The organism is Microbacterium jejuense (genome assembly GCF_019511665.1).
GTDB lineage: Bacteria > Actinomycetota > Actinomycetes > Actinomycetales > Microbacteriaceae > Microbacterium > Microbacterium jejuense_A.
Window position 1 is genome coordinate 91,542 of record NZ_JAEUAW010000001.1, and the last position, 20,211, is coordinate 111,752.

General features: G+C 71.0%; 20 protein-coding genes. 13 read left to right on the plus strand and 7 right to left on the minus strand.

Translation table 11 applies throughout. The annotated features are described in order from the left end of the window. Positions 1-101: 101 nt before the first annotated feature. Positions 102-1,007 (minus strand): SDR family oxidoreductase, encoded by a 906-nt coding sequence (locus JNB62_RS00330; protein WP_220298892.1) that lies wholly within the window; start codon positions 1,005-1,007, stop codon positions 102-104. A gap of 88 nt (positions 1,008-1,095) precedes the next feature. Between JNB62_RS00330 and JNB62_RS00335 the strand changes: the two genes are divergently transcribed. Then, the gene (locus JNB62_RS00335; RefSeq protein WP_220298893.1) at positions 1,096-1,662 is read left to right on the plus strand and encodes a TetR family transcriptional regulator; all 567 of its coding nucleotides are present in this window, start codon (positions 1,096-1,098) and stop codon (positions 1,660-1,662) included. Between the two features lie 106 nt (positions 1,663-1,768). After that, positions 1,769-3,112 (plus strand): D-alanyl-D-alanine carboxypeptidase family protein, encoded by a 1,344-nt coding sequence (locus tag JNB62_RS00340; protein ID WP_308291685.1) that lies wholly within the window; start codon positions 1,769-1,771, stop codon positions 3,110-3,112. A gap of 4 nt (positions 3,113-3,116) precedes the next feature. Here the strand turns inward: JNB62_RS00340 and JNB62_RS00345 are convergent, their stop codons facing one another. Beyond that, on the minus strand, positions 3,117-3,626 hold the full coding sequence (locus JNB62_RS00345) for an O-acetyl-ADP-ribose deacetylase (RefSeq protein WP_220299185.1): 510 nt from the start codon (positions 3,624-3,626) through the stop codon (positions 3,117-3,119). 97 nt (positions 3,627-3,723) lie between these two features. Beyond that, entirely contained in the window at positions 3,724-4,119 is a 396-nt protein-coding gene (locus tag JNB62_RS00350; protein WP_220298894.1) for a DUF5684 domain-containing protein, read from the minus strand. A gap of 78 nt (positions 4,120-4,197) precedes the next feature. Here JNB62_RS00350 and JNB62_RS00355 point away from each other — a divergent pair, with 78 nt between their 5' ends. The 3 genes from JNB62_RS00355 to JNB62_RS00365 all read left to right on the plus strand — a co-directional run bounded on the left by JNB62_RS00355 (position 4,198) and on the right by JNB62_RS00365 (position 7,300). Further along, a complete protein-coding gene (locus JNB62_RS00355) occupies positions 4,198-4,545 on the plus strand; it encodes a UBP-type zinc finger domain-containing protein (protein ID WP_220298895.1) in 348 nt (115 codons plus the stop codon). After that, positions 4,517-6,199, plus strand: coding sequence for an FAD-dependent oxidoreductase (locus JNB62_RS00360; RefSeq protein ID WP_223230846.1), 1,683 nt, complete (start codon positions 4,517-4,519; stop codon positions 6,197-6,199). The genes JNB62_RS00355 and JNB62_RS00360 overlap by 29 nt, the downstream gene beginning before the upstream one ends. A gap of 120 nt (positions 6,200-6,319) precedes the next feature. Beyond that, on the plus strand, positions 6,320-7,300 hold the full coding sequence (locus JNB62_RS00365) for an aldo/keto reductase (RefSeq protein WP_220298896.1): 981 nt from the start codon (positions 6,320-6,322) through the stop codon (positions 7,298-7,300). Positions 7,301-7,451: 151 nt separating this feature from the next. Here JNB62_RS00365 and JNB62_RS00370 read toward each other — a convergent pair whose 3' ends face one another. Next, a complete protein-coding gene (locus JNB62_RS00370) occupies positions 7,452-8,519 on the minus strand; it encodes a DNA polymerase IV (RefSeq protein ID WP_220298897.1) in 1,068 nt (355 codons plus the stop codon). A 151-nt stretch (positions 8,520-8,670) separates the two neighbouring features. On the opposite strand from JNB62_RS00370, the gene JNB62_RS00375 reads away from it, so the two are divergent. After that, the gene (locus tag JNB62_RS00375) at positions 8,671-9,006 is read left to right on the plus strand and encodes a sugar ABC transporter ATPase (protein WP_220298898.1); all 336 of its coding nucleotides are present in this window, start codon (positions 8,671-8,673) and stop codon (positions 9,004-9,006) included. A 50-nt stretch (positions 9,007-9,056) separates the two neighbouring features. Here JNB62_RS00375 and JNB62_RS00380 read toward each other — a convergent pair whose 3' ends face one another. Further along, positions 9,057-10,442, minus strand: coding sequence for a permease prefix domain 1-containing protein (locus tag JNB62_RS00380; protein ID WP_220298899.1), 1,386 nt, complete (start codon positions 10,440-10,442; stop codon positions 9,057-9,059). 1 nt (position 10,443) lies between these two features. Continuing rightward, positions 10,444-10,818: a PadR family transcriptional regulator gene (locus tag JNB62_RS00385; protein WP_220298900.1), complete on the minus strand. Its 375-nt coding sequence runs from the start codon at positions 10,816-10,818 to the stop codon at positions 10,444-10,446. A 143-nt stretch (positions 10,819-10,961) separates the two neighbouring features. On the opposite strand from JNB62_RS00385, the gene JNB62_RS00390 reads away from it, so the two are divergent. The 7 genes from JNB62_RS00390 to JNB62_RS00420 all read left to right on the plus strand — a co-directional run bounded on the left by JNB62_RS00390 (position 10,962) and on the right by JNB62_RS00420 (position 18,753). Further along, positions 10,962-11,720: a DUF1684 domain-containing protein gene (locus JNB62_RS00390; protein ID WP_220298901.1), complete on the plus strand. Its 759-nt coding sequence runs from the start codon at positions 10,962-10,964 to the stop codon at positions 11,718-11,720. Positions 11,721-11,801: 81 nt separating this feature from the next. After that, complete coding sequence (locus JNB62_RS00395) at positions 11,802-12,644, plus strand: ion transporter (RefSeq protein WP_220298902.1); 843 nt, start codon at positions 11,802-11,804, stop codon at positions 12,642-12,644. 227 nt (positions 12,645-12,871) lie between these two features. Next, positions 12,872-13,864 (plus strand): ABC transporter substrate-binding protein, encoded by a 993-nt coding sequence (locus JNB62_RS00400; protein ID WP_220298903.1) that lies wholly within the window; start codon positions 12,872-12,874, stop codon positions 13,862-13,864. A gap of 75 nt (positions 13,865-13,939) precedes the next feature. Further along, positions 13,940-15,547 carry a sugar ABC transporter ATP-binding protein gene (locus JNB62_RS00405; RefSeq protein ID WP_220298904.1) on the plus strand — a complete coding sequence of 536 codons (1,608 nt, stop codon included), beginning with the start codon at positions 13,940-13,942 and terminating at the stop codon, positions 15,545-15,547. Then, positions 15,544-16,590 carry an ABC transporter permease gene (locus tag JNB62_RS00410; protein ID WP_220298905.1) on the plus strand — a complete coding sequence of 349 codons (1,047 nt, stop codon included), beginning with the start codon at positions 15,544-15,546 and terminating at the stop codon, positions 16,588-16,590. Before JNB62_RS00405 ends, JNB62_RS00410 begins: the two co-directional genes overlap by 4 nt. Then, positions 16,590-17,630, plus strand: a complete 1,041-nt coding sequence (gene yjfF, locus JNB62_RS00415) for a galactofuranose ABC transporter, permease protein YjfF (protein ID WP_220299187.1) — start codon at positions 16,590-16,592, stop codon at positions 17,628-17,630. Before JNB62_RS00410 ends, yjfF begins: the two co-directional genes overlap by 1 nt. A gap of 106 nt (positions 17,631-17,736) precedes the next feature. Further along, complete coding sequence (locus JNB62_RS00420; RefSeq protein ID WP_220298906.1) at positions 17,737-18,753, plus strand: LacI family DNA-binding transcriptional regulator; 1,017 nt, start codon at positions 17,737-17,739, stop codon at positions 18,751-18,753. Between the two features lie 105 nt (positions 18,754-18,858). On the opposite strand, the gene JNB62_RS00425 is transcribed toward JNB62_RS00420, so the two are convergent. Continuing rightward, complete coding sequence (locus JNB62_RS00425) at positions 18,859-20,130, minus strand: MFS transporter (protein ID WP_220298907.1); 1,272 nt, start codon at positions 20,128-20,130, stop codon at positions 18,859-18,861. Between the last annotated feature and the right edge of the window lie 81 nt (positions 20,131-20,211).

Here is a 20,211-nt window from a genome sequence, read left to right on the forward strand (position 1 = left end):
TGCGCTCACGCGCCGAGGGCGCGGCATCCACTCGCTCCAGCCCGAGTCGCCCGGGCCCGAGGGGCACGCGGGCTCCTCGGGCGCTGCCGGGCTGGGCGACCTCAGGCGCTCAACCGCTCCGGGACGTCGTAACCGCCCGCCGCGATGTCGTCGAGCAGCGTCGGCTGCGTCGGCTGCCAGCCCCAGCGCTCGCGCGTGAGGGTGCTCGTCGCGGTGAAGTCCTGCGAGAAGAACGCGCCCACCCATCCGAAGTGCTCGGGCGCATCCTCGGCGCGCACCGACGCCGTCGACAGGCCCAGTCGTGCGGCGAGCGCCTCGGCGATCTCCTTCGACGGCACGCCCTCCTCGGCGATGGCGTGGACGACCGAACCGCGGTCGGGGGCCTCGGTCGCCAGGCGCACCAGCCGTGCAGCGTCGTCCCGGTGCACGGCAGCCCACCGCGACGAGCCGTCGCCGACGTACGCCGACACCCGGCGCTCGCGTGCGACCTCTGCGAGTCGCTTGACGAACCCGTGGTCGCCGGCGGTGCCGTGCACGCTCGGGGCGAAGCGGAGGATGAGCGGCTTGACGCCGCGGTCGGCCAGCGACAGGACGAACGTCGCGTTCTCGCTGCGCGGGTTGGGGATCTGCGGGACGTCGTCTTCGGTGGCGGGACGGCCGGCGACGAGGCCCGCCACGCCGGACGCGATCGCGAACGTCTTGCCGGTTCCCTCGAGAGCGGAGGCGAAGGTCTCGATGGCGTCGCGGTCCACGCGCACGGAGGTGAGGAAGTCGTTGAAGTCGTGGATGAACCCGAGATGCACGACGACGTCGCTCTGGGTCGCGGCATCCCTCAGCACATCCAGATCCGTGAGTGCGCCGCGCACGACGTCGGCGCCGAGGGCTGCGACAGCCGCGGCGGATGCCTCGGACCGGGCCAGCCCGGTGACCTCATGCCCGGCCGAGAGGAGCTCGCGCGTGACGGCCGTACCGATCCAGCCCGACGCGCCTGTGACGAAATACCGCATGTTTCCTCCTGAAGAGAGTGATGTCAGGTGCTGACATCACGAGACGATACCACTGATGTCAGTGACTGTCATCAGCTATCCTCGAGCCATGGTCAGATGGGAGCCCGATGCGTCAGGGCGCTTGCGCAGGGCCGCTGTCGAGCTCTTCGCCGAGCGCGGCGTCGAGGCGACGACCGTGGCCGCCATCGCCGAACGCGCCGGGGTGACCGAGCGCACGTTCTTCCGCTACTTCACCGACAAGCGCGAGGTGCTCTTTACCGACCAGGGGCAGTTCGCGTCGTTGTTCGTCACCGGCCTGCGAGACGCACCCGCCGACGCGTCGCCGTGGGATGCTGTCGCCGCGGGACTGCGCGAAGCTCAGCGCTTCTTCCCGCCCGAGCGCCGGGAAGGCTCGCGGGTGCGCGCCACCGTCATCGCGACCAACGACGGGCTCCGGGAACGCGAGCTGCTGAAGATGGCGGGCGTCGCCGACGCCATGGCTGCCGCCCTGCGTGAGCGCGGCGTCTCCGAACCGTCCGCGACCATCGCGGCGCATGCCGGCATCGCGGTGTTCGGGGCGGCGTTCGCCGCCTGGCTCGCCGAGGGCGAGACCCGAGAGTTCCCGGCGCTGCTGGACGAGTCGGAACGCGCGCTGCGCTCCCTCTCCGCCGACTGACGGTCCGTCGCGTTCCCGGCGAACTCCGAGCAACCGAGCTCGCCCGGATAATGCATGATGGGACCAGATTTCCAGAGGGAGGCCAGCGATCGCGACGCACGACGAGGTGACCGACGAGTTCGCGGATCTCGCGGAGCTCATGCGCGAAGAGCGGGAGCTGACGGACGGTCTCGCCGACGTCGATCCGGACGCTCGGCTGAGACGCCGCCGACGGCGCAGGATCGGCCTCCTCATCACCGCGATCGTGCTCGTCGCGCTCCTCGGCACCACGGGTGGCTATGTCGTGTGGGCCCTCCACGCACCCCTGCCCGCGCCGACGGCGACCTCACGGCAGCCTGGGCCGCCGGCATCCGGTCCCGCTGTCCAGCTGGCGCTGCCGACCGCGGCGTCCGCCATCTCGGTCTCGGGCGGCGAGGCCTACCTCGGCCCGGGTGCCAGCGGCATCTGGGCGACCAGCGGCACGAACGACCCGGTCCCCATGGCGAGCATCAGCAAGCTCATCACCGCGCTGGTGATCCTCGACGCGAAGCCCCTCGCCGACGCGAACGACCCCGGTCCGACGATCACCTTCAGCAAGGCCGACCACGACCTGTACGACAAGTACTACGTGATGGGTGCGACCATCGTCTCGATGCCCACCGGCAGCTCGATGACACAGCGTGATGCGCTCGCGATGATGCTGCTGCCGTCGGCCAGCAACTATGCCGAGGCCGTGTCGACGTGGGCGTTCGGCTCGCAGGGGGCGTTCGTGGCGGCGGCGCGGCGCTGGATCGCGGCGAACGGGCTCGCGGGGACCACGCTCGTCGAGCCGACCGGCATCAGCCCGCGCAACACGAGCACGCCCACCGACCTCATCGCGCTCGCCCGGCTCGCCGCGGCGAACCCGACCGTGGCGGCGCTCGCCGCGACGCCGTCCATGGTGGTCCCCAGCGTGGGGACCATCACGAACACCAACGACCTGCTCGGGGTCGACGGCATCACCGGCCTGAAGACGGGCAACCTGGGCGACGGCGCGTACAACCTGCTGTACACGGCATCGATGGACGTGGGGATCGGCGATCGGCTCGCTGTCACAGGCGTGCTGCTCGGAGGGATGTCGCGACCGTCCGTCGACAATCAGGTGCGCGCCCAACTCGACAGTATCCGCGAGGGCTTCCACGACGTGCCCGTCGCGTCGCACGGGCAGCAGGTAGGCGGTTACGCGACGCCGTGGGGATCGACCGCGAAGATCGTGATCGCGCAGGAGGCGTCGATCCTGACCTGGTCCGACACGCCCATCACGGTCACCATGCAGACAACGACCCCGAAGACCTACCTCGACGACGAGATCGTCGGCAGCATCACGTGGACCGCCGGGCCGAAGACCACGACGATCCCGCTGGTGATCGAGGGTGACATCGAGCCGCCCGACGACTGGTGGCGGCTGACCCACCCGGACGAGCTGGGCTGACGCGTCAACCCTGGGCCTGACCGAGACGGCGCGCGAGGCGCGCGAACGTCGGGGCAGAGAAGGCGACGAGACGGATGTCGTCGACCGCGGTCCCGGTGCCCTGCAGCACCTCCACGGCCGCGTCGATCGCGTCATCGAGCGGCCAGCCGTACACGCCGGCGCTGATGAGGGGGAACGAGATCGAGCGCGCGCTGAGCTCGTCCGCCACCTCGAGCGAGCGCCGGTAGCAGGACTCCAGCAGCGACCTGTCGCGCTCGCCGGCGGCGAAGTTGGGACCGACCGTGTGGATGATCCACGTCGCCGGCAGGTCGCCCGCCGTGGTCCAGCCGGCGTCGCCGGTCGCCAGCCCGTGCGGGAACCGCGCGATGCAGTCGGCCAGCACGGCCGGGCCGCCCGCGCGGTGGATGGCGCCGTCCACGCCGCCGCCCCCGCGCATGCGGTTGTTCGCGGCGTTCACGACCGCGTCGACGTGCTGCTGTGTGATGTCGCCGTGGACGGCGGTGAGGGTCGGCATGCCGACCAGTCTGATCGTCGAGCGTGGCGGGCGGAACAGCGGAAGAGTGGATGCCGCGGGCTGCGGCATCCACTCTTCTCGAGGATGGTGGAACGGGTCAGGCCGACGTGGGCTTGGTGTACGTGTCGTTGCTGTAGCCCGTGATCAGGTACCCGATCGGGTTGAGCAGGAACAGCAGGAAGAAGGAGAAGGCGCCGCCGTGGCCGAACGCGCGGCCGTTGCGCAGCGCGACGATGATGCCCAGCACGATGTTGGCGATCGGGATGAACCAGAGGATGCCCAGCCAGGCCGAGTAGCCGGCGATCTTGACGAGGACGAAGAGGTTCACGATCGGGATGATCGACAGCCACCCGGGGTAGCCGGCCTTGGTGAACGTCTTCCAGAAGGCGATGATCGTGACGATCCAGTAGATGAGGCCCACGACGATGTACCCGAACATGGCACCCGCCGACACGCCCTGGCTGATCGGCTCGATGTCTTCGATGAAGGTCATGCGCTGAGCATAGAGGCTGGGAAAGTCCTGAGAGTGAACCACGGGCGTCCGTGTCGTGGTGCGGGCTAGCATCGCGACATGAGCTTGGAACGGATCGACCCCACCGCCGCGCCTTCGGGGCCCGGCTGTCAGGAATGCGAGGCCGCCGGCGGGTGGTGGGTGCACTTGCGCCGCTGCGCCGAATGCGGCCACATCGGCTGCTGCGACACCTCGCCCGCCCAGCACGCGACAGCCCACTTCCGCGAGACCGGGCATCGCTACATGCGCAGCTTCGAACCCGGCGAGGAGTGGTTCTGGGACTACGTCGCCGAGGACTATGTCGATGGCCCGTCCCTGGCACCGCCGGAGTCGCGCCCCGAGTCCTGGCCGTCGCCGGGCCCCGAAGGCCGCGTGCCGGATGACTGGCGTCAGCTCATCCACCGGTGAGGCGGCGATGGGTGCGATGAAGCAGGCGCAGATCGAGCGGATGGCCAAGCCGCCGCTGTCGGACGCGCAGTGGGATCGGCTGACGGCGTTCGGCGACCCCCAGGATGTCGCCGAGGGCGAGTACCTCTTCCGCGCGGGCGACCTCGACTACGACCTGATCCTGGTCGACACCGGCGAGGTGCAGATCGTCCGCGACGCCCTGTCGTGGGTCGGCGAGACCGTGATCGGCACCATGGGACCTCGCTCTTTCGTGGGCGAGCTCGGTCTGCTGAACGGTCAGGGCGCCTTCCTGTCGGCGCGGGCGACCAAGGCAGGGCGCATGCTGCGCGTGAGCCGTGCGAGCCTGCGCCTGCTGATGGCCGAGGACGATGAGCTGTGCGATCTCGTGCTGCACGCGCTGTGGGCCCGGCGCGAGATGCTGCGCCGGGGACCGGCCGCGCTCACGCTGAAGCTCGTCGGGCCGCGCTCGTCGCGCGACTTCCTGTCGCTGCGGCGGTTCGCCGAGCGGCTCGACCTCGTGCACACCGCGGTGGAGCTGCCGCCGGACGGCCTGGATGCGCTCGCGGACCACGACATCGCGCCGAACGACCTGCCGGTCGCCTTCATCCAGGGCGAGCCGCTGCGGCGCGCGACGCCGGGCATGGTGGCCGAGCGGCTCGGCCTCAGCTACCAGGCACAGGCCGACGAGGTGGTCGACCTCGTCGTGATCGGCGGGGGTCCAGCGGGGCTCGCCGCCGCGATCTACGGTGCATCGGAGGGGCTCAGCACGGTGCTGCTGGACGCCGTCGCGCCGGGCGGCCAGGCGGCGGCGACATCGCGCATCGAGAACTTCCTCGGCTTCCCGTTCGGGGTGAGCGGCGGCGACCTCATCGGACAGGCATCCCTGCAGGCGCTGAAGTTCGGCGTGCGGGTCTATGCGCCGTGCGAGGCGCGTGAGCTGCGCTCATCCGGCGACACGCTCGACATCACGCTCACCGACGGCCGCATGCTCCGTGCGCGCACGGCGATCGTGACGTCGGGGGCGGCCTACCGCACCCTCGACCTCGACCGCTGGGGCGACTTCGAGGGCGCCGGCATCTTCTATGCCGCCACGCCGCTCGAACTGCGTCAGGTGCTCGAGTCGCCGGTCGTGGTCGTCGGCGGCGCGAACTCGGCGGGTCAGGCATCCCTCTTCCTCGCGGCGAACGGATGCCCCGTGCACCTGGTCGTCCGCGGCTCCGACCTCGGCACGCGCATGTCGTCGTACCTCGTCGACCGTCTGCTCGAAGACCGGCGCATCGAGGTGCACACGCATTCGCACGTCGTCGGGCTGGACGGCGGTGCGACGCTCGAGCGCGTGAGCATCGACTCGGTCGGGGAGGTGCCGGCGCGCGGGCTGTTCTGCTTCATCGGCGCCGAGCCGGCGACCTCGTGGCTCGGCGAGCTGGACCGCGACGCCGACGGGTTCCTGCGCACCGGCACCGATGTGTCGGTGCAGTCGCTCCAGCGGTGGCAGGGGCTCGGACGCGAGCCGCTGCCGTTCGAGACGTCGGTGCCGCGCATCTTCGCCGCCGGCGACGTGCGCCGCGGCTCGATGAAGCGGGTCGCGGCCGCCGTCGGCGAGGGGTCCAGCGCCGTGGCGTCGGTGCATCGGGCGCTCGCCGAGCTGCGCTAGGCGCCCCGCCCGGAAGGGTGTACCGGCAGTACCTGTCTCGTCAGGGTCTGCCGCGCCGGCGCCGGACGTTGTGGAATGGGGATGCCGCGGGCGAGCGCCCGGGCATGTCGAGGAGGAACCATGCACACCAGAACGCTCGGCCAGGGACTCGACGTCTCGGCGGTCGGCATCGGCGCCATGGGAATGTCGATGAGTTACGGACCGAACCCCGGTGACCGCGACGACATGATCGGCGTGCTGCGGTACGCCGTCGAGCACGGCGTGACGTTCATCGACACGGCCGAGGTCTACGGGCCGTACGACAACGAGGTGCTGGTGGGGGAGGCGATCGCGCCCATCCGCGACGAGGTCGTCGTCGCGACGAAGTTCGGCTGGAACATCGTCGACGGCAGGATGCAGGGCACCGACTCGCGACCCGAGCACATCCGCCGCGTCGCCGATGCGTCGCTGCAGCGCCTCGGTGTCGAGACGATCGACCTGTTCTATCAGCACCGCGTCGACCCCGACGTGCCCATCGAAGAGGTCGCCGGCGCGGTCGCCGAGCTGGTCCGCGAGGGCAAGGTCAGGCACTTCGGCTTGTCGGAGGCCGGTGCGCAGACGATCCGCCGCGCGCACGCCGTGTATCCGGTGACCGCGGTGCAGAGCGAGTACTCGCTGTGGACCCGCGACCCCGAGGCGGAGGTGCTGCCGACGCTCGCCGAGCTGGGCATCGGCTTCGTGCCCTTCAGCCCGCTCGGCAAGGGGTTCCTCACCGGAACGGTCGCTCCCGACGCCACGTTCGGCGCCGACGAGATCCGCGGGCGAGTGCCCCGGTTCCAGCCCGACAACCTGCGTGCGAACCAGGCCATCGTCGACGGCGTCCGCGCGATCGCGGCCGCACGCGGCGCGACGCCGGGGCAGGTGGCGCTCGCGTGGCTGCTGTCGCGGCATCCCTTCATCGTCCCGATCCCCGGAACCCGGCGGCGCGAGCGCGTCGACGAGAACGCCCGATCGACGGAGGTCGCCCTGTCGGCCGACGACATCGCGGCCCTCGACGCCCTCGGCGCGAACGTCGCGGGCAACCGCTACGACGACGCCGGCATGGCGATGGTGGGTCTGTGAGGGCCGGGTGGGACGAGCACGACCTGCGCCGCCACCGAGCCGCGGGTCTCATCACGACGGCCTGACAGTGCGCTGCGGTCGTTCGTGACGATCCGGCACGCGGCCATGGGGGACGCGCCGGCGGTCACCGCTCAGATCGGCAGCGACCTCGTCACCAGCCGCTGCGCGTGGGGGTGTGGCCCTCTCTGGCGTCGTCGGGCATCGCCATCTCGGCGCGCATGCCGAGCAGGCGGATGGGCCGGCCGGGCTCGATCTTCGCGACGAGCTCCATCGCCTTCTCGACGACGACGGACCGGTCGGAGGTCGTGGCGACCTTCTTCGTGAACGTCTTCGTGAGGAACGGGGCGTAGCGCACCTTGAGCCCGAGGCCGACGACAGGGCGCTCATCGGCGGCGACCTCGGCGAGCACCTGGTCGAGCAGGCGCCGGGCTTCGCGCTCGATGTCGGCCGGGTCGACGATGTCGGTCTGGAACGTCGTCTCCTTGCTGTGGCCGCGCGCCACCCACGGGGTGTCATCGACCACCGACGAGCCGTCGCCGCGGCCCAGCTGCCGGTACCAGAGGCCCATCTTCGGCCCGAACTCGGTCACGAGCGCGGCCTCGTCGCCGGCGGCGAGCTCGCGCACCGTCTGGATGCCGAGCAGCCCGAGGCGCTTCGAGACCTTGGAGCCCACACCCCACAGCTCCACGACCGGCCGTTCGCCCATGACGTCGAGCCAGTTGTCGGCGGTGAGCCGGAAGACGCCGCGCGGCTTGCCGAAGCCCGTCGCCACCTTGGCGCGCACGAGCGTGTCGCCGATCCCGACGCTGCAGTGCAGCCGCGTCCGGTGGAGCACGTCGGCCTGCAGCCGACGGGCATAGTCCTCGGGGTCGTCCGTCCGGACGCCCACGAAGGCCTCGTCCCAGCCGAGCACCTGCACGACGGCGCCCGGCTGATCCCGCAGCGTCGCCATCACCTCTTCGGACGCCGCGAGATACGCCGGAGCGTCGACCGGCAGGATGACGGCGTCCGGGACCTTCCGCGCGGCGATGCGCAGCGGCATCCCCGATCCCACGCCGAACTCGCGCGCTTCATACGACGCGGTCGAGACGACTGCGCGCTCGGTCGGATCGCCGCGCCCGCCGACGATCACCGGCTTGCCGGCCAGCTCGGGGCGCCGCAGGATCTCGACCGCCGCGATGAACTGGTCGAGGTCGACGTGCAGCACCCACGTGTGCATGGTCCGAGCGTAGGCCGCACCCACGACACGACTCCACCCTGCCGCTACTCCGGCCGGGTCATCGCGTCAAGCCCCGTGTCGTCGGGCGACCCGGGCCGTAGCGTTCATCGTCAGGGCAAACCCCTGCCGACCGGACTCACGAGAGGACGCCATGTCAGACACCCTGCCACCCGACGTGCCCCCGGCTCCCGACGGCCAGCCGGGCGTCCAGCCCGTCCGCGACCGCGACACCACCATCGAACCCGATCCCACGCGCGACCCGGCGCAGGCCGAATGGGATCGCACGACGGCCGAGGACGCAGGTGCGACCGACGACACCGCGACCGCGACCGGCGACGACCCGGCGCACCTGCCGTCGCCCGACGACGACGTGCCCCGCACCGATCTGCCACCCGAGTCGTTCCAGCCCGAGACGCAGGGCGTTCCGCCCGAAGACGCCGAACTGGGCGACCTCGGCCAAGGAGACCTTTCCCCCGAGGACCGCTGACCCCCAGCAGCGGTGGGACGGGATGCCGCGGCTCGCGGCATCCCGTCCCCTCATTCGAAGCCGAACACCGGCGGAAAGACGACCACCACGACGGCCGCCCACGCCAGATAGACCGGGAGGAACGCCGTCTGCCACCGTTCCAGGCGCTCCAGGGGCGCCCGGTGCATCGCGAAGCGCAACTGCAGCCACGCCGCACCGGCGAGGTTCGCCAGCAGGATGACGTTCAGCCCGAGCGAGGCCAGCTTGTTGGGGCTCGCACCCCACTCGGCGATGCGGCCGATCATCGCGATCAGCACCATGAGGTCGACCACGATCGCGGCAGCCACCATCACGAGCTGCAGGCGGTCGAACCAGGACGGCGGGGCGAGCGGGTCGCGGGCGGACTGCGCGTACAGCAGCAGCCCCACCACCACCACGAGCACGACGTCGAACAGGATGAGCAGGTCGCGCTGTCCGAACACCTCGACGCCAGATGCGGTGCTCACGCCCTGCACGATGCCCGCCACGATGAAGGCGAGCAGCAGGAGCGTGAACAGCGGCGTGAAGAGCTTCGTCAACACGGGGGCGATGTTCTCGATGACGCTCTGCTTGGCCTCGACCAGCCACGCCGCGACGACGACCGCTCCGGCTACGCCGCACGGCAGCATCCAGTCCTGCACGAACATGCCGGCGTCCACGCCGATGGCGGAAAACACGCCCATCGTGAGCGCGATGAGCACCCCGCCGCCGAGCGCGATGAGCGCGAGGTACACGACCCACTCGCCCGTGAAGCGGATGAAGTCCATGCGTGCGCGGCTCGATCGCACGCGCCCGTCGACGTAGGCGATGCCGATCACGAGCCACAGCGCGACGGCGCAGTGCGTGGTCGCGAGCACGAGTGTCGCAGCGCCGGTCGCGAACGGGTACACCGCCATCAGCACCGCGGCCACGGCGAACGGTGCGGCCACGACGGCGATCGTCCCGGTCGTCGCGCGCCGGCGCACCAGGAAGTAGGCGGCGACGAACGGCAGGATCAGCAGGGGCAGGAAGCGGGGGTAGAAGTCGCCCGAGCTCGCGAAGTCGATCCCGAACAGCGCGGGCACCTTGATCGCGACCGCGGCCCCGATGGCGAGGCCGACCGCGAGTGCGAGGCCGCCGGCGCGCGGCGCGGCCGGCTCGTCGGCGAACATGAGCTGCTTCCACAGCCGCTCGGAGTGCTCGCGCGCGAACTCGCGTGACAGGTCGTCGAGCGCGCCGAGGCGCTTCACGGCGACGAGGAACGCCTCGTCAGGATCGAGACCGGATGCCGCCAGCCGGGCGATCTCGCCGCGCAGATGGTCCTCCAACTCGTCGACGTCGCGGCCGTCGATCGCCTCGGGGCGCGACACGTAGGCGCGCCACGCCGAGATCTGCTGCTCGGTGCCCGTGTCGAGGACGCCGTCGAGATCGTCGCCCACGTCAGGCACCCCCGAGCGCGGGGGCGCCGAAGAAGTCGGTCCCGCTGCTGTGGCCGTGCCACACCTGCTGCAGCGCCTTGCTGACGACGCTCCACTGGCGCCGCTGCTCGGCGAACGCGGCGCGGCCCTCGGCGCTCAGCCGGTAGTGCTTGCGAGGACGCCCGCTCGGGGACGCGCCCCACGACGACTCGACGTGGCCGAGCCGCTCGAGACGGTGCAGCAGGGGATAGAGCATGCCGTCGCTCCACTCCAGCTCGCCGCCCGACAGCTCGCCGACGCGCTGCAGGATCGCGTAGCCGTACGACTCGCCCTCGGCGAGGATGCCGAGCACCATGGGCGTCGCCGCCGCGGCGACCAGGTCTTTGCCGATCTTCATCGCCCGCCTCCACTCTTACCTAGAACCACAAGGTACATAGAAGTACAAGTTACCTAGAAGTGCAAGGCACTATGGATGACGCCGCGTGACGCCGCGACCGGCGGCGCGGGAATTCCGCCCTCGCGGACGTGTTGGGATGGAGTATGACTTCGCCCGTGAGCGCCCCCGACACCGCCGCCGTCCAAGCCGGCGCAGCCGCCGACCAGCGCTGGGCCGCGGTCTCGGCCCCGCACGGAACGGCGGCCCTGCGCCACACCCACTGGCTCGACGCCGAGCCGCGCGCGTACGAGGGTGCGCCCGGGCTGTGGCACGGCGAGGACGGCCGAGTCGTGGGCACCGGGCTTCCGGGCGAGCCGACCGACGTGACGCTGTCGGCCGGCGAGCACGTCGACGTCGGGCCGCTGCGCCTCAAGGCGATCAACCGGGGCGGCGCCCCCGCGCTGCGCGTGTTCGACCCCGAGACGCCCGGACGGACCTCGCTGCGCGGCATCCTCTCGTTCCCGCACGACGAGGCCTGGGCGATCCCGGGCGTCTTCCACCCGGCGGCGGAGGGCCAGTCGATCGTGATCGAGAGCGTCGACGGCTATGAGCGCGTCGAGCCGGCGGTGGGCACCATCGCCCTCGAGGTCGGCGGCGAGCCCGTCGAGCTCACGGTGTGGGGCGACCTCGACGACGAGCTCGAGGCCGTGATCGCCGACGGCACGAGCAACGTCGACGCGTACCGGTTCCGGTTCCTGCCGATCGAGGTGCCCGCGGCCGACGGCTCGGTGACGGTCGACTTCAACCGCGCATACCTCCCGCCCTGCGCGTTCAGCGACCATTATGTGTGCCCGCTGCCGCCGCTCAACAACCGGCTCGCCGTGCGCGTCGAGGCGGGGGAGCGCATCGCCGACCGCGCCTGACGCGTCGCCCGCGCGCCGTGCGCCACAATGGTGCCGCGGGCGGCACTCCGCTCCCGTGAGCGCGTGGGGATGGCGGGGGCGATGGCCAGGAGAGTGAAGCCGAAGAAGGTCCGTTCGGAACTCAAGAACACCGCGTACGAGATCTTCATCGGCGTGCTGTCGGTGCTGTCGATCGCCAATCTCGTGCTCGTCTGGCTGTTCCGCAGCGATCCGTCGCTGCAGACCGTGCTGGGCGTCATGAACGCCCTGTTCAGCGGCATCTTCCTGATCGACTTCCTCTACCGGATCGTGACAGCACCCTCGGCGAGCCGGTACTTCTTCCGCAACTTCGGCTGGGCGGACCTGTTGGCCAGCCTGCCGTTCGCAGAGTTCAAGGTGCTGCGCATCTTCCGGCTCGTGCGCGTCGCCCGGCTGCTGCGCGAGCTCGGCGTCCGCTCGCTGATCGGAGCGCTCGTGCGCGACCGCGCCAACAGCGCTCTCTGGACGCTGCTGCTGCTGGGGATCCTGGTGCTGGAGTTCGGCAGCATGTCGATGCTCGCCATCGAAGAGGACGCCGAGGGCGCCAACATCACGAACGCCTCCGACGCGCTCTGGTACACGATCGTCACGATCGCCACCGTCGGCTACGGCGACACCTATCCGGTCACCAACGCCGGGCGCCTGCTCGGGGCGGTCATCATCGTGGTCGGCGTCGGCATCTTCGGCACGTTCACGGGCTATCTCGCGAACCTGTTCCTCGGGTCTCCCAAAGACGAGGGGCCCGCGGACGACGACGTGGATGCCGCCCCCGCCCCCGCCCGCGCTCCGGCGCTCGCGGTCCAAGGGTCCGAGGTCGACGCGGCGCGGCTGCAGGCCCTGCTGGCGCAGTCCGAGGCCACCAACGCAGAGATCCGCCGGCTGCTCGCCGGCGGGGCCGCGCACTGACGCACCCGACACCCCCGGGCGCAATCGACCGGACGAATGTTCGCGCTCACATCCGTTACGTTTTCGTTGCACGAACGCGGGCGTCCCGCTCTTGTGAGCGCTAACAGTGAGCGCTAACATCCTGAATCGCGGCCACCGTCGGCGCACCGGAAGCACAGCGATGCGGCATCCCTCCGGCTGACGACGCAACGCGCCGCACCCCAACCTGAACAGAGAGGTTCACTCACATGAAGAAGCTGCTCTCGATCGTCGCAGCCGGCGCGCTGCTGCTCGGTCTCGCGGGCTGCGCCAGCTCGGGTGACGGCGGCGACAGCGCCGGCGGCGACGCTCCGAAGGCGCTCGGCGACCTGGTCGTCGGGTTCGCGCAGGTCGGTGCCGAGTCGGGCTGGCGCACCGCCAACACGAAAGACATCCAGGACTCCTTCAAGGAGGCCGGGATCGAGCTGAAGTTCTCAGACGCCCAGCAGAAGCAGGAGAACCAGATCAAGGCGATCCGCTCGTACATCCAGCAGGGCGTCGACTACATCGCCTTCTCGCCCGTCGTCGAGACGGGCTGGGACGCGGTGCTCAACGAGGCCAAGGCCGCCGGCATCCCGGTCATCCTCACCGACCGCGCCGTCGACAGCAAGGACACGTCGCTGTACGTCTCGTTCCTCGGCTCGGACTTCATCGAGGAGGGCAAGAAGGCCGGTCAGTGGGTGCTCGACGAGTACAAGGACGCCACCGAGCCCGTCAACATCGTGCAGCTGGAGGGCACCACCGGCGCCGCTCCCGCGATCGACCGCGCCGAGGGCTTCGCCGAGGTCATCGCCGACAACGAGAACCTCAAGGTGGTCGCGAGCCAGACCGGTGACTTCACGCGCGCCGGCGGCAAGCAGGTCATGGAGGCGATGCTGAAGTCGCAGCCCGACATCGACCTCGTGTACGCCCACAACGACGACATGGGTCTCGGCGCCATCGAGGCCATCGAGGCCGCCGGGCTCGTGCCAGGCGAGGACATCAAGATCGTGACCGTGGACGCCGTGCACGACGGCATGCAGGCGCTCGCGGATGGCAAGATCAACTTCATCGTCGAGTGCTCGCCGCTGCTGGGAGCCCAGCTCGTCGACATCATCAAGACGCTGAACGAGGGCGGCACGGTCGAGCCGCGCATCATCACCGAAGAGACGACGTTCACGCAGGAGCAGGCCATCGAGGCCCTGCCCGACCGCAAGTACTGAGCGCGTGCGAGGGGCGGATGCCGGCGGCATCCGTCCCTCGTCACGCCGAAGGCCCCCGTTCGACGGAGAACCAGGATGACCGACCACACGCGTCCACCCGCCCCTGACGGCGCCCCCGAGCCCGTCGTCGAGATGACCGACATCTCGATCTCGTTCCCCGGTGTGAAGGCGCTCGACACCGTCTCGTTCCGCATGTTCCCCGGCGAGGTGCACTCGCTCATGGGCGAGAACGGCGCGGGCAAGTCGACCCTCATCAAGGCGCTCACCGGCGTCTACCAGATCGACTCGGGCACCATCGTGCTCGGCGGCGACGAAGTGTCGTTCCACTCGACCGCGCAGGCGCAGGACGCCGGCATCTCGACCGTCTACCAGGAGGTCAACCTCCTGCCCAACCTGTCTGTCGCCGAGAACATCATGCTCGGTCGCGAGCCGCGCCGCTTCGGGGCGATCGACACGCGCCGCATGCGGGCGCGGGCGCGCGAGGTGCTCGCGGGACTCGGACTCGACGTGGACCCCGGCTCGCTGCTCGGCTCGCACTCGCTCGCCATCCAGCAGCTCATCGCCATCGCTCGCGCCATCAACATCGACGCGCGCGTGCTCATCCTCGACGAGCCGACGTCGAGCCTCGACGCCGACGAGGTCGCCGAGCTGTTCCGGATCATCCGGTCGCTCAAGGACGCCGGCGTCGCGATCCTCTTCGTGTCGCACTTCCTCGACCAGGTGTACGAGATCGCCGACCGCCTGACGGTGCTGCGCAACGGCCGTCTCGTGGGGGAGTACCTCACGCCCGAGCTCCTGCGCATCGACCTCGTGCAGAAGATGATCGGCAAAGAGATCACGGCGCTCGACGACCTCGAGCAGCGCGTGCGCGAATCCGACGCGGATGCCGCCGATCCGACCGTGTTCCTGAAGGCCCGGGGGATCGGGCGCCGGGGTGCGGTGCAGCCCGTCGACGTCACGATCCACGAGGGCGAGGTCGTCGGGTTCGCGGGTCTGCTCGGATCCGGCCGCACCGAGGTCGCGCGGCTGCTGGGCGGCATCGACCGCGTCGACAGCGGCACACTCACGGTGCGCGACGACGCGCTTCGCCTGCGCAGCCCGCGCCAGGCCCTGTCGCACCGCATCGCGTTCTCGAGCGAGAACCGGCGCTCGGAGGGCATCGTCGACGAGCTCACCGTGCGCGACAACATCATCCTCGCGCTGCAGGCCGACCGCGGGTGGTTCCGTCCCATCCCGAAGAAGCGGCAGGACGAGCTGGCGCAGAGCTACATCCAGGCGCTCGGCATCCGCCCCGCCGATGCCGAGGCTGTCGTGCGCAACCTGTCGGGCGGCAACCAGCAGAAGGTGCTGCTCGCGCGCTGGCTCGCCGTCGCGCCGCGCCTGCTGATCCTCGACGAGCCCACGCGGGGCATCGACATCGGTGCCAAGGCCGAGATCCAGAAGCTCGTCGTGAGCCTCGCCGAGAACGGCATGAGCGTCGTGTACATCTCGGCCGAGCTCGAGGAGGTGCTGCGCCTGAGCCATCGCGTCGTCGTGATGCGCGATCGGCGCAAGGTCGCCGACCTCGCCAACGACGACCTGACCGTCGACAGCCTGCTCGCCCTCATCGCCGAAGGCAGCGACGACGCCGATGCGCCGTCCGAACCCCGACCCGCCCCTGCGACCGCGGAGGAACCCGCATGACCGCCCTGTTGGCCCGGCTCGCCTCGAGCAGGCTGTTCTGGCCCCTCGTGATGCTCGCCGTGCTGCTGATCATCGACGTGATCGCCGTGCCCGGCTTCTTCTCCATCGCCGTGCGCGACGGCAACCTGTACGGCAGCCTCATCGACATCCTGCGCAACGGGGCCCCGACGCTCATCGTCGCGATCGGGATGACGCTCGTCATCGCGACCCGCGGCATCGACCTGTCGGTCGGCGCCGTCGCCGCGATCTCGGGCGCCGTCGCGTGCAGCATCCTGCTCGGCTCGCCCGATCCCGGCAATCCGGCGACGGTCGCCATCGCGATCGCGGTGGCGCTGCTCATCTCGCTCGTGCTCGGAGTGTGGAACGGCTTCCTCGTGGCGGTGCTCGGCATCCAGCCCATCATCGCCACGCTGATCCTCATGACCGCCGGGCGCGGCGTCGCGATGCTCATCACCGAGGGCCAGATCCTCACCGTGACGAGCCCGCCCTTCAAGGCGCTGGGCTCGGGCTTCTGGCTCGGCGTCCCGATCGCCGTGTACATCGCGGCGGCGGTGTTCGCGCTGGCCGCGACGCTCACCCGCCGCACCGCCCTCGGCATGATGATCGAGGCCGTCGGCATCAACCCGGAGGCCTCGCGTCAGGCGGGCATCCGCGCGCGCGGGCTGCTGTTCGCCGTCTACACGTTCTCGGCCGTCTGCGCCGCGGTCGCGGGCCTCATCCTCACGGCGAACACCATGGCCGCCGACGCCAACAACGCCGCGCTGTTCATCGAGCTCGACGCGATCCTCGCCGTCGTGATCGGCGGTACCTCGCTCGCGGGCGGACGCTACTCCCTGGCCGGCACCCTCGTCGGGGCGCTGGTGATCCAGACGCTCGTGACCACGGTCTACACGGTCGGCATCCCGCCGATCGCGACCATGGTGTTCAAGGCCGCCGTGGTCACCGTCGTCTGCCTGCTGCAGTCGCCGACGACCAACCAGGCGCTCGCATCGTTCCGGCGAAGCCTCGCCGTCCGCGCAGGAAAGGGCGTGGCATCCGCATGATGACGACTCTCACCCCCGCTCCGCCGAGCCTGCCCGCCCCCGGCGCGGCGACGCAGCGCGCCGGCTTCGGCGCCCGCGTGCGCGACGCGTTCACGAGCCCCAAGTACGGACCCGTCCTCGTCACCGCGGTGCTCTTCGTCGCCGTGTTCGTCGCTGGCGGGGTCCGTTACCCCGGGTTCCTCAGCGGCCAGGTGCTGCTCAACCTGTTCGTCGACAACGCGTACCTCATCGTGCTCGCCGTCGGCATGACCTTCGTGATCCTGACCGGCGGGATCGACCTGTCGGTCGGCGCGGTCGTCGCGCTGTCGACGATGATCGCGGCCAGCCTGCTGCAGGCAGGGCTCCCCCCGGCGGTCGTGATCCCGCTGATCCTGGTCACGACCAGCGTGCTGGGGCTGCTCGTCGGCCTCATGATCCACTTCTTCAAGGTGCAGCCGTTCATCGCCACGCTCGCGGCGATGTTCTTGGCGCGCGGCCTCTGCTACGTCATCAGCCAGAGCTCGATCTCGATCAGCGACCCCGCGTTCATCGCGCTCGCCGTGGGTCGCATTCCGCTCGGCGGCGGCATGTCGATCACGTGGAGCGTCGTCATCGCGCTGATCGTCGTCGTGCTGGCGGTGTGGATGCTGCACCGCACGCGCTTCGGACGCACGGTGTACGCGATCGGCGGCGGTGAGCAGAGCGGCATGCTGATGGGGCTCCCCGTCGCGCGCACGAAGGTGCTCGTGTACGTCGTGAGCGGCTTCTGCTCGGGCCTGGCCGGCGTCCTCTTCACCTTCTACACGCTGTCGGGGTACCCGCTCACCGCGATCGGCACCGAGCTCGACGCGATCGCCGCGGTCGTCATCGGCGGCACGCTGCTCGCCGGCGGGTACGGCTTCGTGCTGGGGTCGGTGCTGGGCGTCCTGGTGCTCGGCATCATCCAGACGATCATCACGTTCGAGGGCACCCTCTCGTCGTGGTGGACGAAGATCTTCATCGGCGTGCTCCTCCTCGTGTTCATCGCCCTGCAGCGCGTGCTGACGGCGCGGCGCCGATGACGGGCGGAATGCACCCCGGCCCGGCCTTCGGGCTCGGCCGCCGGCATCCCGCGATAATGGGGGGCGGGACGCGTCACGACGTTCCCGAGGGGAGCGAGCGCAGCACGTGAGCGCGAACGGCGACCGCAACCGCGTCGCGACGATCTTCGACGTCGCGCGCCTGGCCGGTGTGTCGCACCAGACCGTGTCGCGCGTGCTCAACGACCTGCCGAACGTGCGTCCCGCGACGCGCGAGCGCGTCGAGAACGCCATCACGCAGCTGCGCTACGTGCCGTCGCAGGCCGCGCGCGCCCTCGTGACGCGGCGCTCGCGGACCATCGGCCTCGTCGCGACCGGCCTGCCCGACTACGGGCCGTCGAGCGTCGTGCTGAACTTCAACCAGTCGGCGCGCGACGCCGGGTACGCGGTCATCGCGACGAACCCGGCCGATGCGGCCGCGGCGACGCTGCGGTCGGCGACCGAGATGCTCATCCGCCAGAACGTCGAAGCCGTCGTGCTGCTGGCCGCCGAGCGCGCGGCGCTGGACGCGTTCGACGGGTGGGAGCTCGGCGTGCCGCTGGTGTCGATCGCGTCCGAGTCGCGCGGTCGCGGCATCCGCGTCGCGCTCGACCAGTACCAGGGCGCGCGCACGGCGGTGTCGCATCTGCTCGCCCTCGGCCACCGCGACGTCGTGCACATCGCCGGTCCCGAAGGGTCGATGGACGCCGAGGAGCGGCTGCGCGGCTGGCGCGACCGCCTGGCCGAGGCGGGCATCGCCGGGCGCGAGCCCGAACGCGGGGACTGGTCGCCCGAGGCGGGCTACCGCATCGGCGCCGAGCTGGTGCGCGCCGGCGTTCCCGGGGCGGTGTTCGTCTCCAGCGACCAGATGGCGCTCGGCCTGCTGCATGCCCTCGGCGAAGCGGGCCTGCGCGTTCCCGACGACGTCAGTGTGGTGGGCTTCGACGACATCCCCGAGGCCGCGCACTTCTCGCCGCCGCTGACGACGGTGCGGCAGGACTTCGTCGGGCTCGGCCGCGACGCCATGGCCGCCGTGCTGACGCAGCTGCAGGACGAGGAGGCGACGGCACCGCCGCCCACCCGCGTGCCGCAGCTCGTGGTGCGCGCCAGCACGCGCCAGGTCTGATCCCGGGGCGTCTCGCCTTCGCTCGCCTCGCGGGACGCGATGTGCCGCTTCGGGCGGGGCGAAGGGACCATATACGCCACGTGAACGCCGGGGCCGGCGGTGGCGTCAGCGCTGCGCGCGGGTGAGTCGGCGTGCGGCGAGCAGGTTCCAGACGCCGGCGGCCAGCACGACCGCGGCCGCGACGAGCGGCGCCATGAGCGCGGCACCCGCGCCGGAGGCCTCGGCGACGAGGCCGGTGAGGGCGGATGCCGCCGACTGGCCCACCACGAGGGCAGAGCCGAGCATCGTCATGACGGTGGCCGATCGGCCCTGCGGGCTGAATGCCGCGGCGAGGCTGTACTGCGTCACGAGCGTCGGACCGATGCCGACGCCGATGATCAGCAGCGCGGCGGCGATCGCGGCGACGCTGTCGACGAAGGGCAGGACGACGGTGCCGGCGACCAGCACGCCGGCGAACGTCAGCCAGCGCGCCGGGAGCGTGAAGCGGGCGGGGAACAGCGCCACGCCGAGGGCGAGGGCGGCCGAGCCGATGCCCATCGCGCCGTACACGAGACCGGCCTGCTCGGGAACGCCACGCTCGGCCATGAACGCCGTGAGCGAGGTGAGCATCGACCCGAAGAACAGCCCCATGCCGAGCGCCCCGGCCGCGGGTGCCAGCACGCGCGAACGGAACAGCTCCCGCGCCGGCGCCTGCGCGGGACCGGCATCGCCGTGCGCGACGACGGTGCGTGCGGTGGGATGCAGGGCGAAGGCGCTCACGAACACGAGCGCGAGGACGGCGGCGCCGATGACCGGGGCGGCGGGGTTCATCGTCGTCGCCAGCAGACCCACGATCACCGGGCCGAAGACGAACACGATCTCGTCCGCCGCGGACTCGTAGGCCATCGCGCCGTTCACGACCTTCGTGCGGCGCGCGGCCGGGTACGCGCGGCCGATGATGCCGACGAGGCGACTGCGAGAGAGCGGCGCCACCTGGGGCATGGAGGCGCCGATGAGGAACGCGACGCCCAGCAGGGCGGCATCCGCCACCGGGGCGAAGGCGAGCCACGCCATCGCGACGAGCAGCAGGCTGTTCGCAGAGCCCGCGATGAGCAGCACGCGGCGCTGACCGAACCGGTCGGCCGCGGCGCCGAGGAGAGGCCCGACCAGCGCCGTCCCGAGCCCGGTCATGGCGCTCGTCGCACCGCCGAGTGCGAGCGAGCCGCGGGCCGAGACCACAAGGGTCAGGATGCCGACGACCATCATCGCGAACGGCAGGCGTGCGATCAGCGCGATCGGGAAGTACGCGTAGCCGGCCTCGCGGATGAGACTCGGCGGACGGCCGGGCGTCCCTGCTTCGGACGCGCGGGTGTCGGCGGGCGACGTGACGGTGTGCATCTGGCTCCTGGCTCTCTGGCCGCCGACGGCGGCTGGTCGTGCCGCCTTGCTCCGCGGGTCGGCGCGGGCAGGTAGATGCAC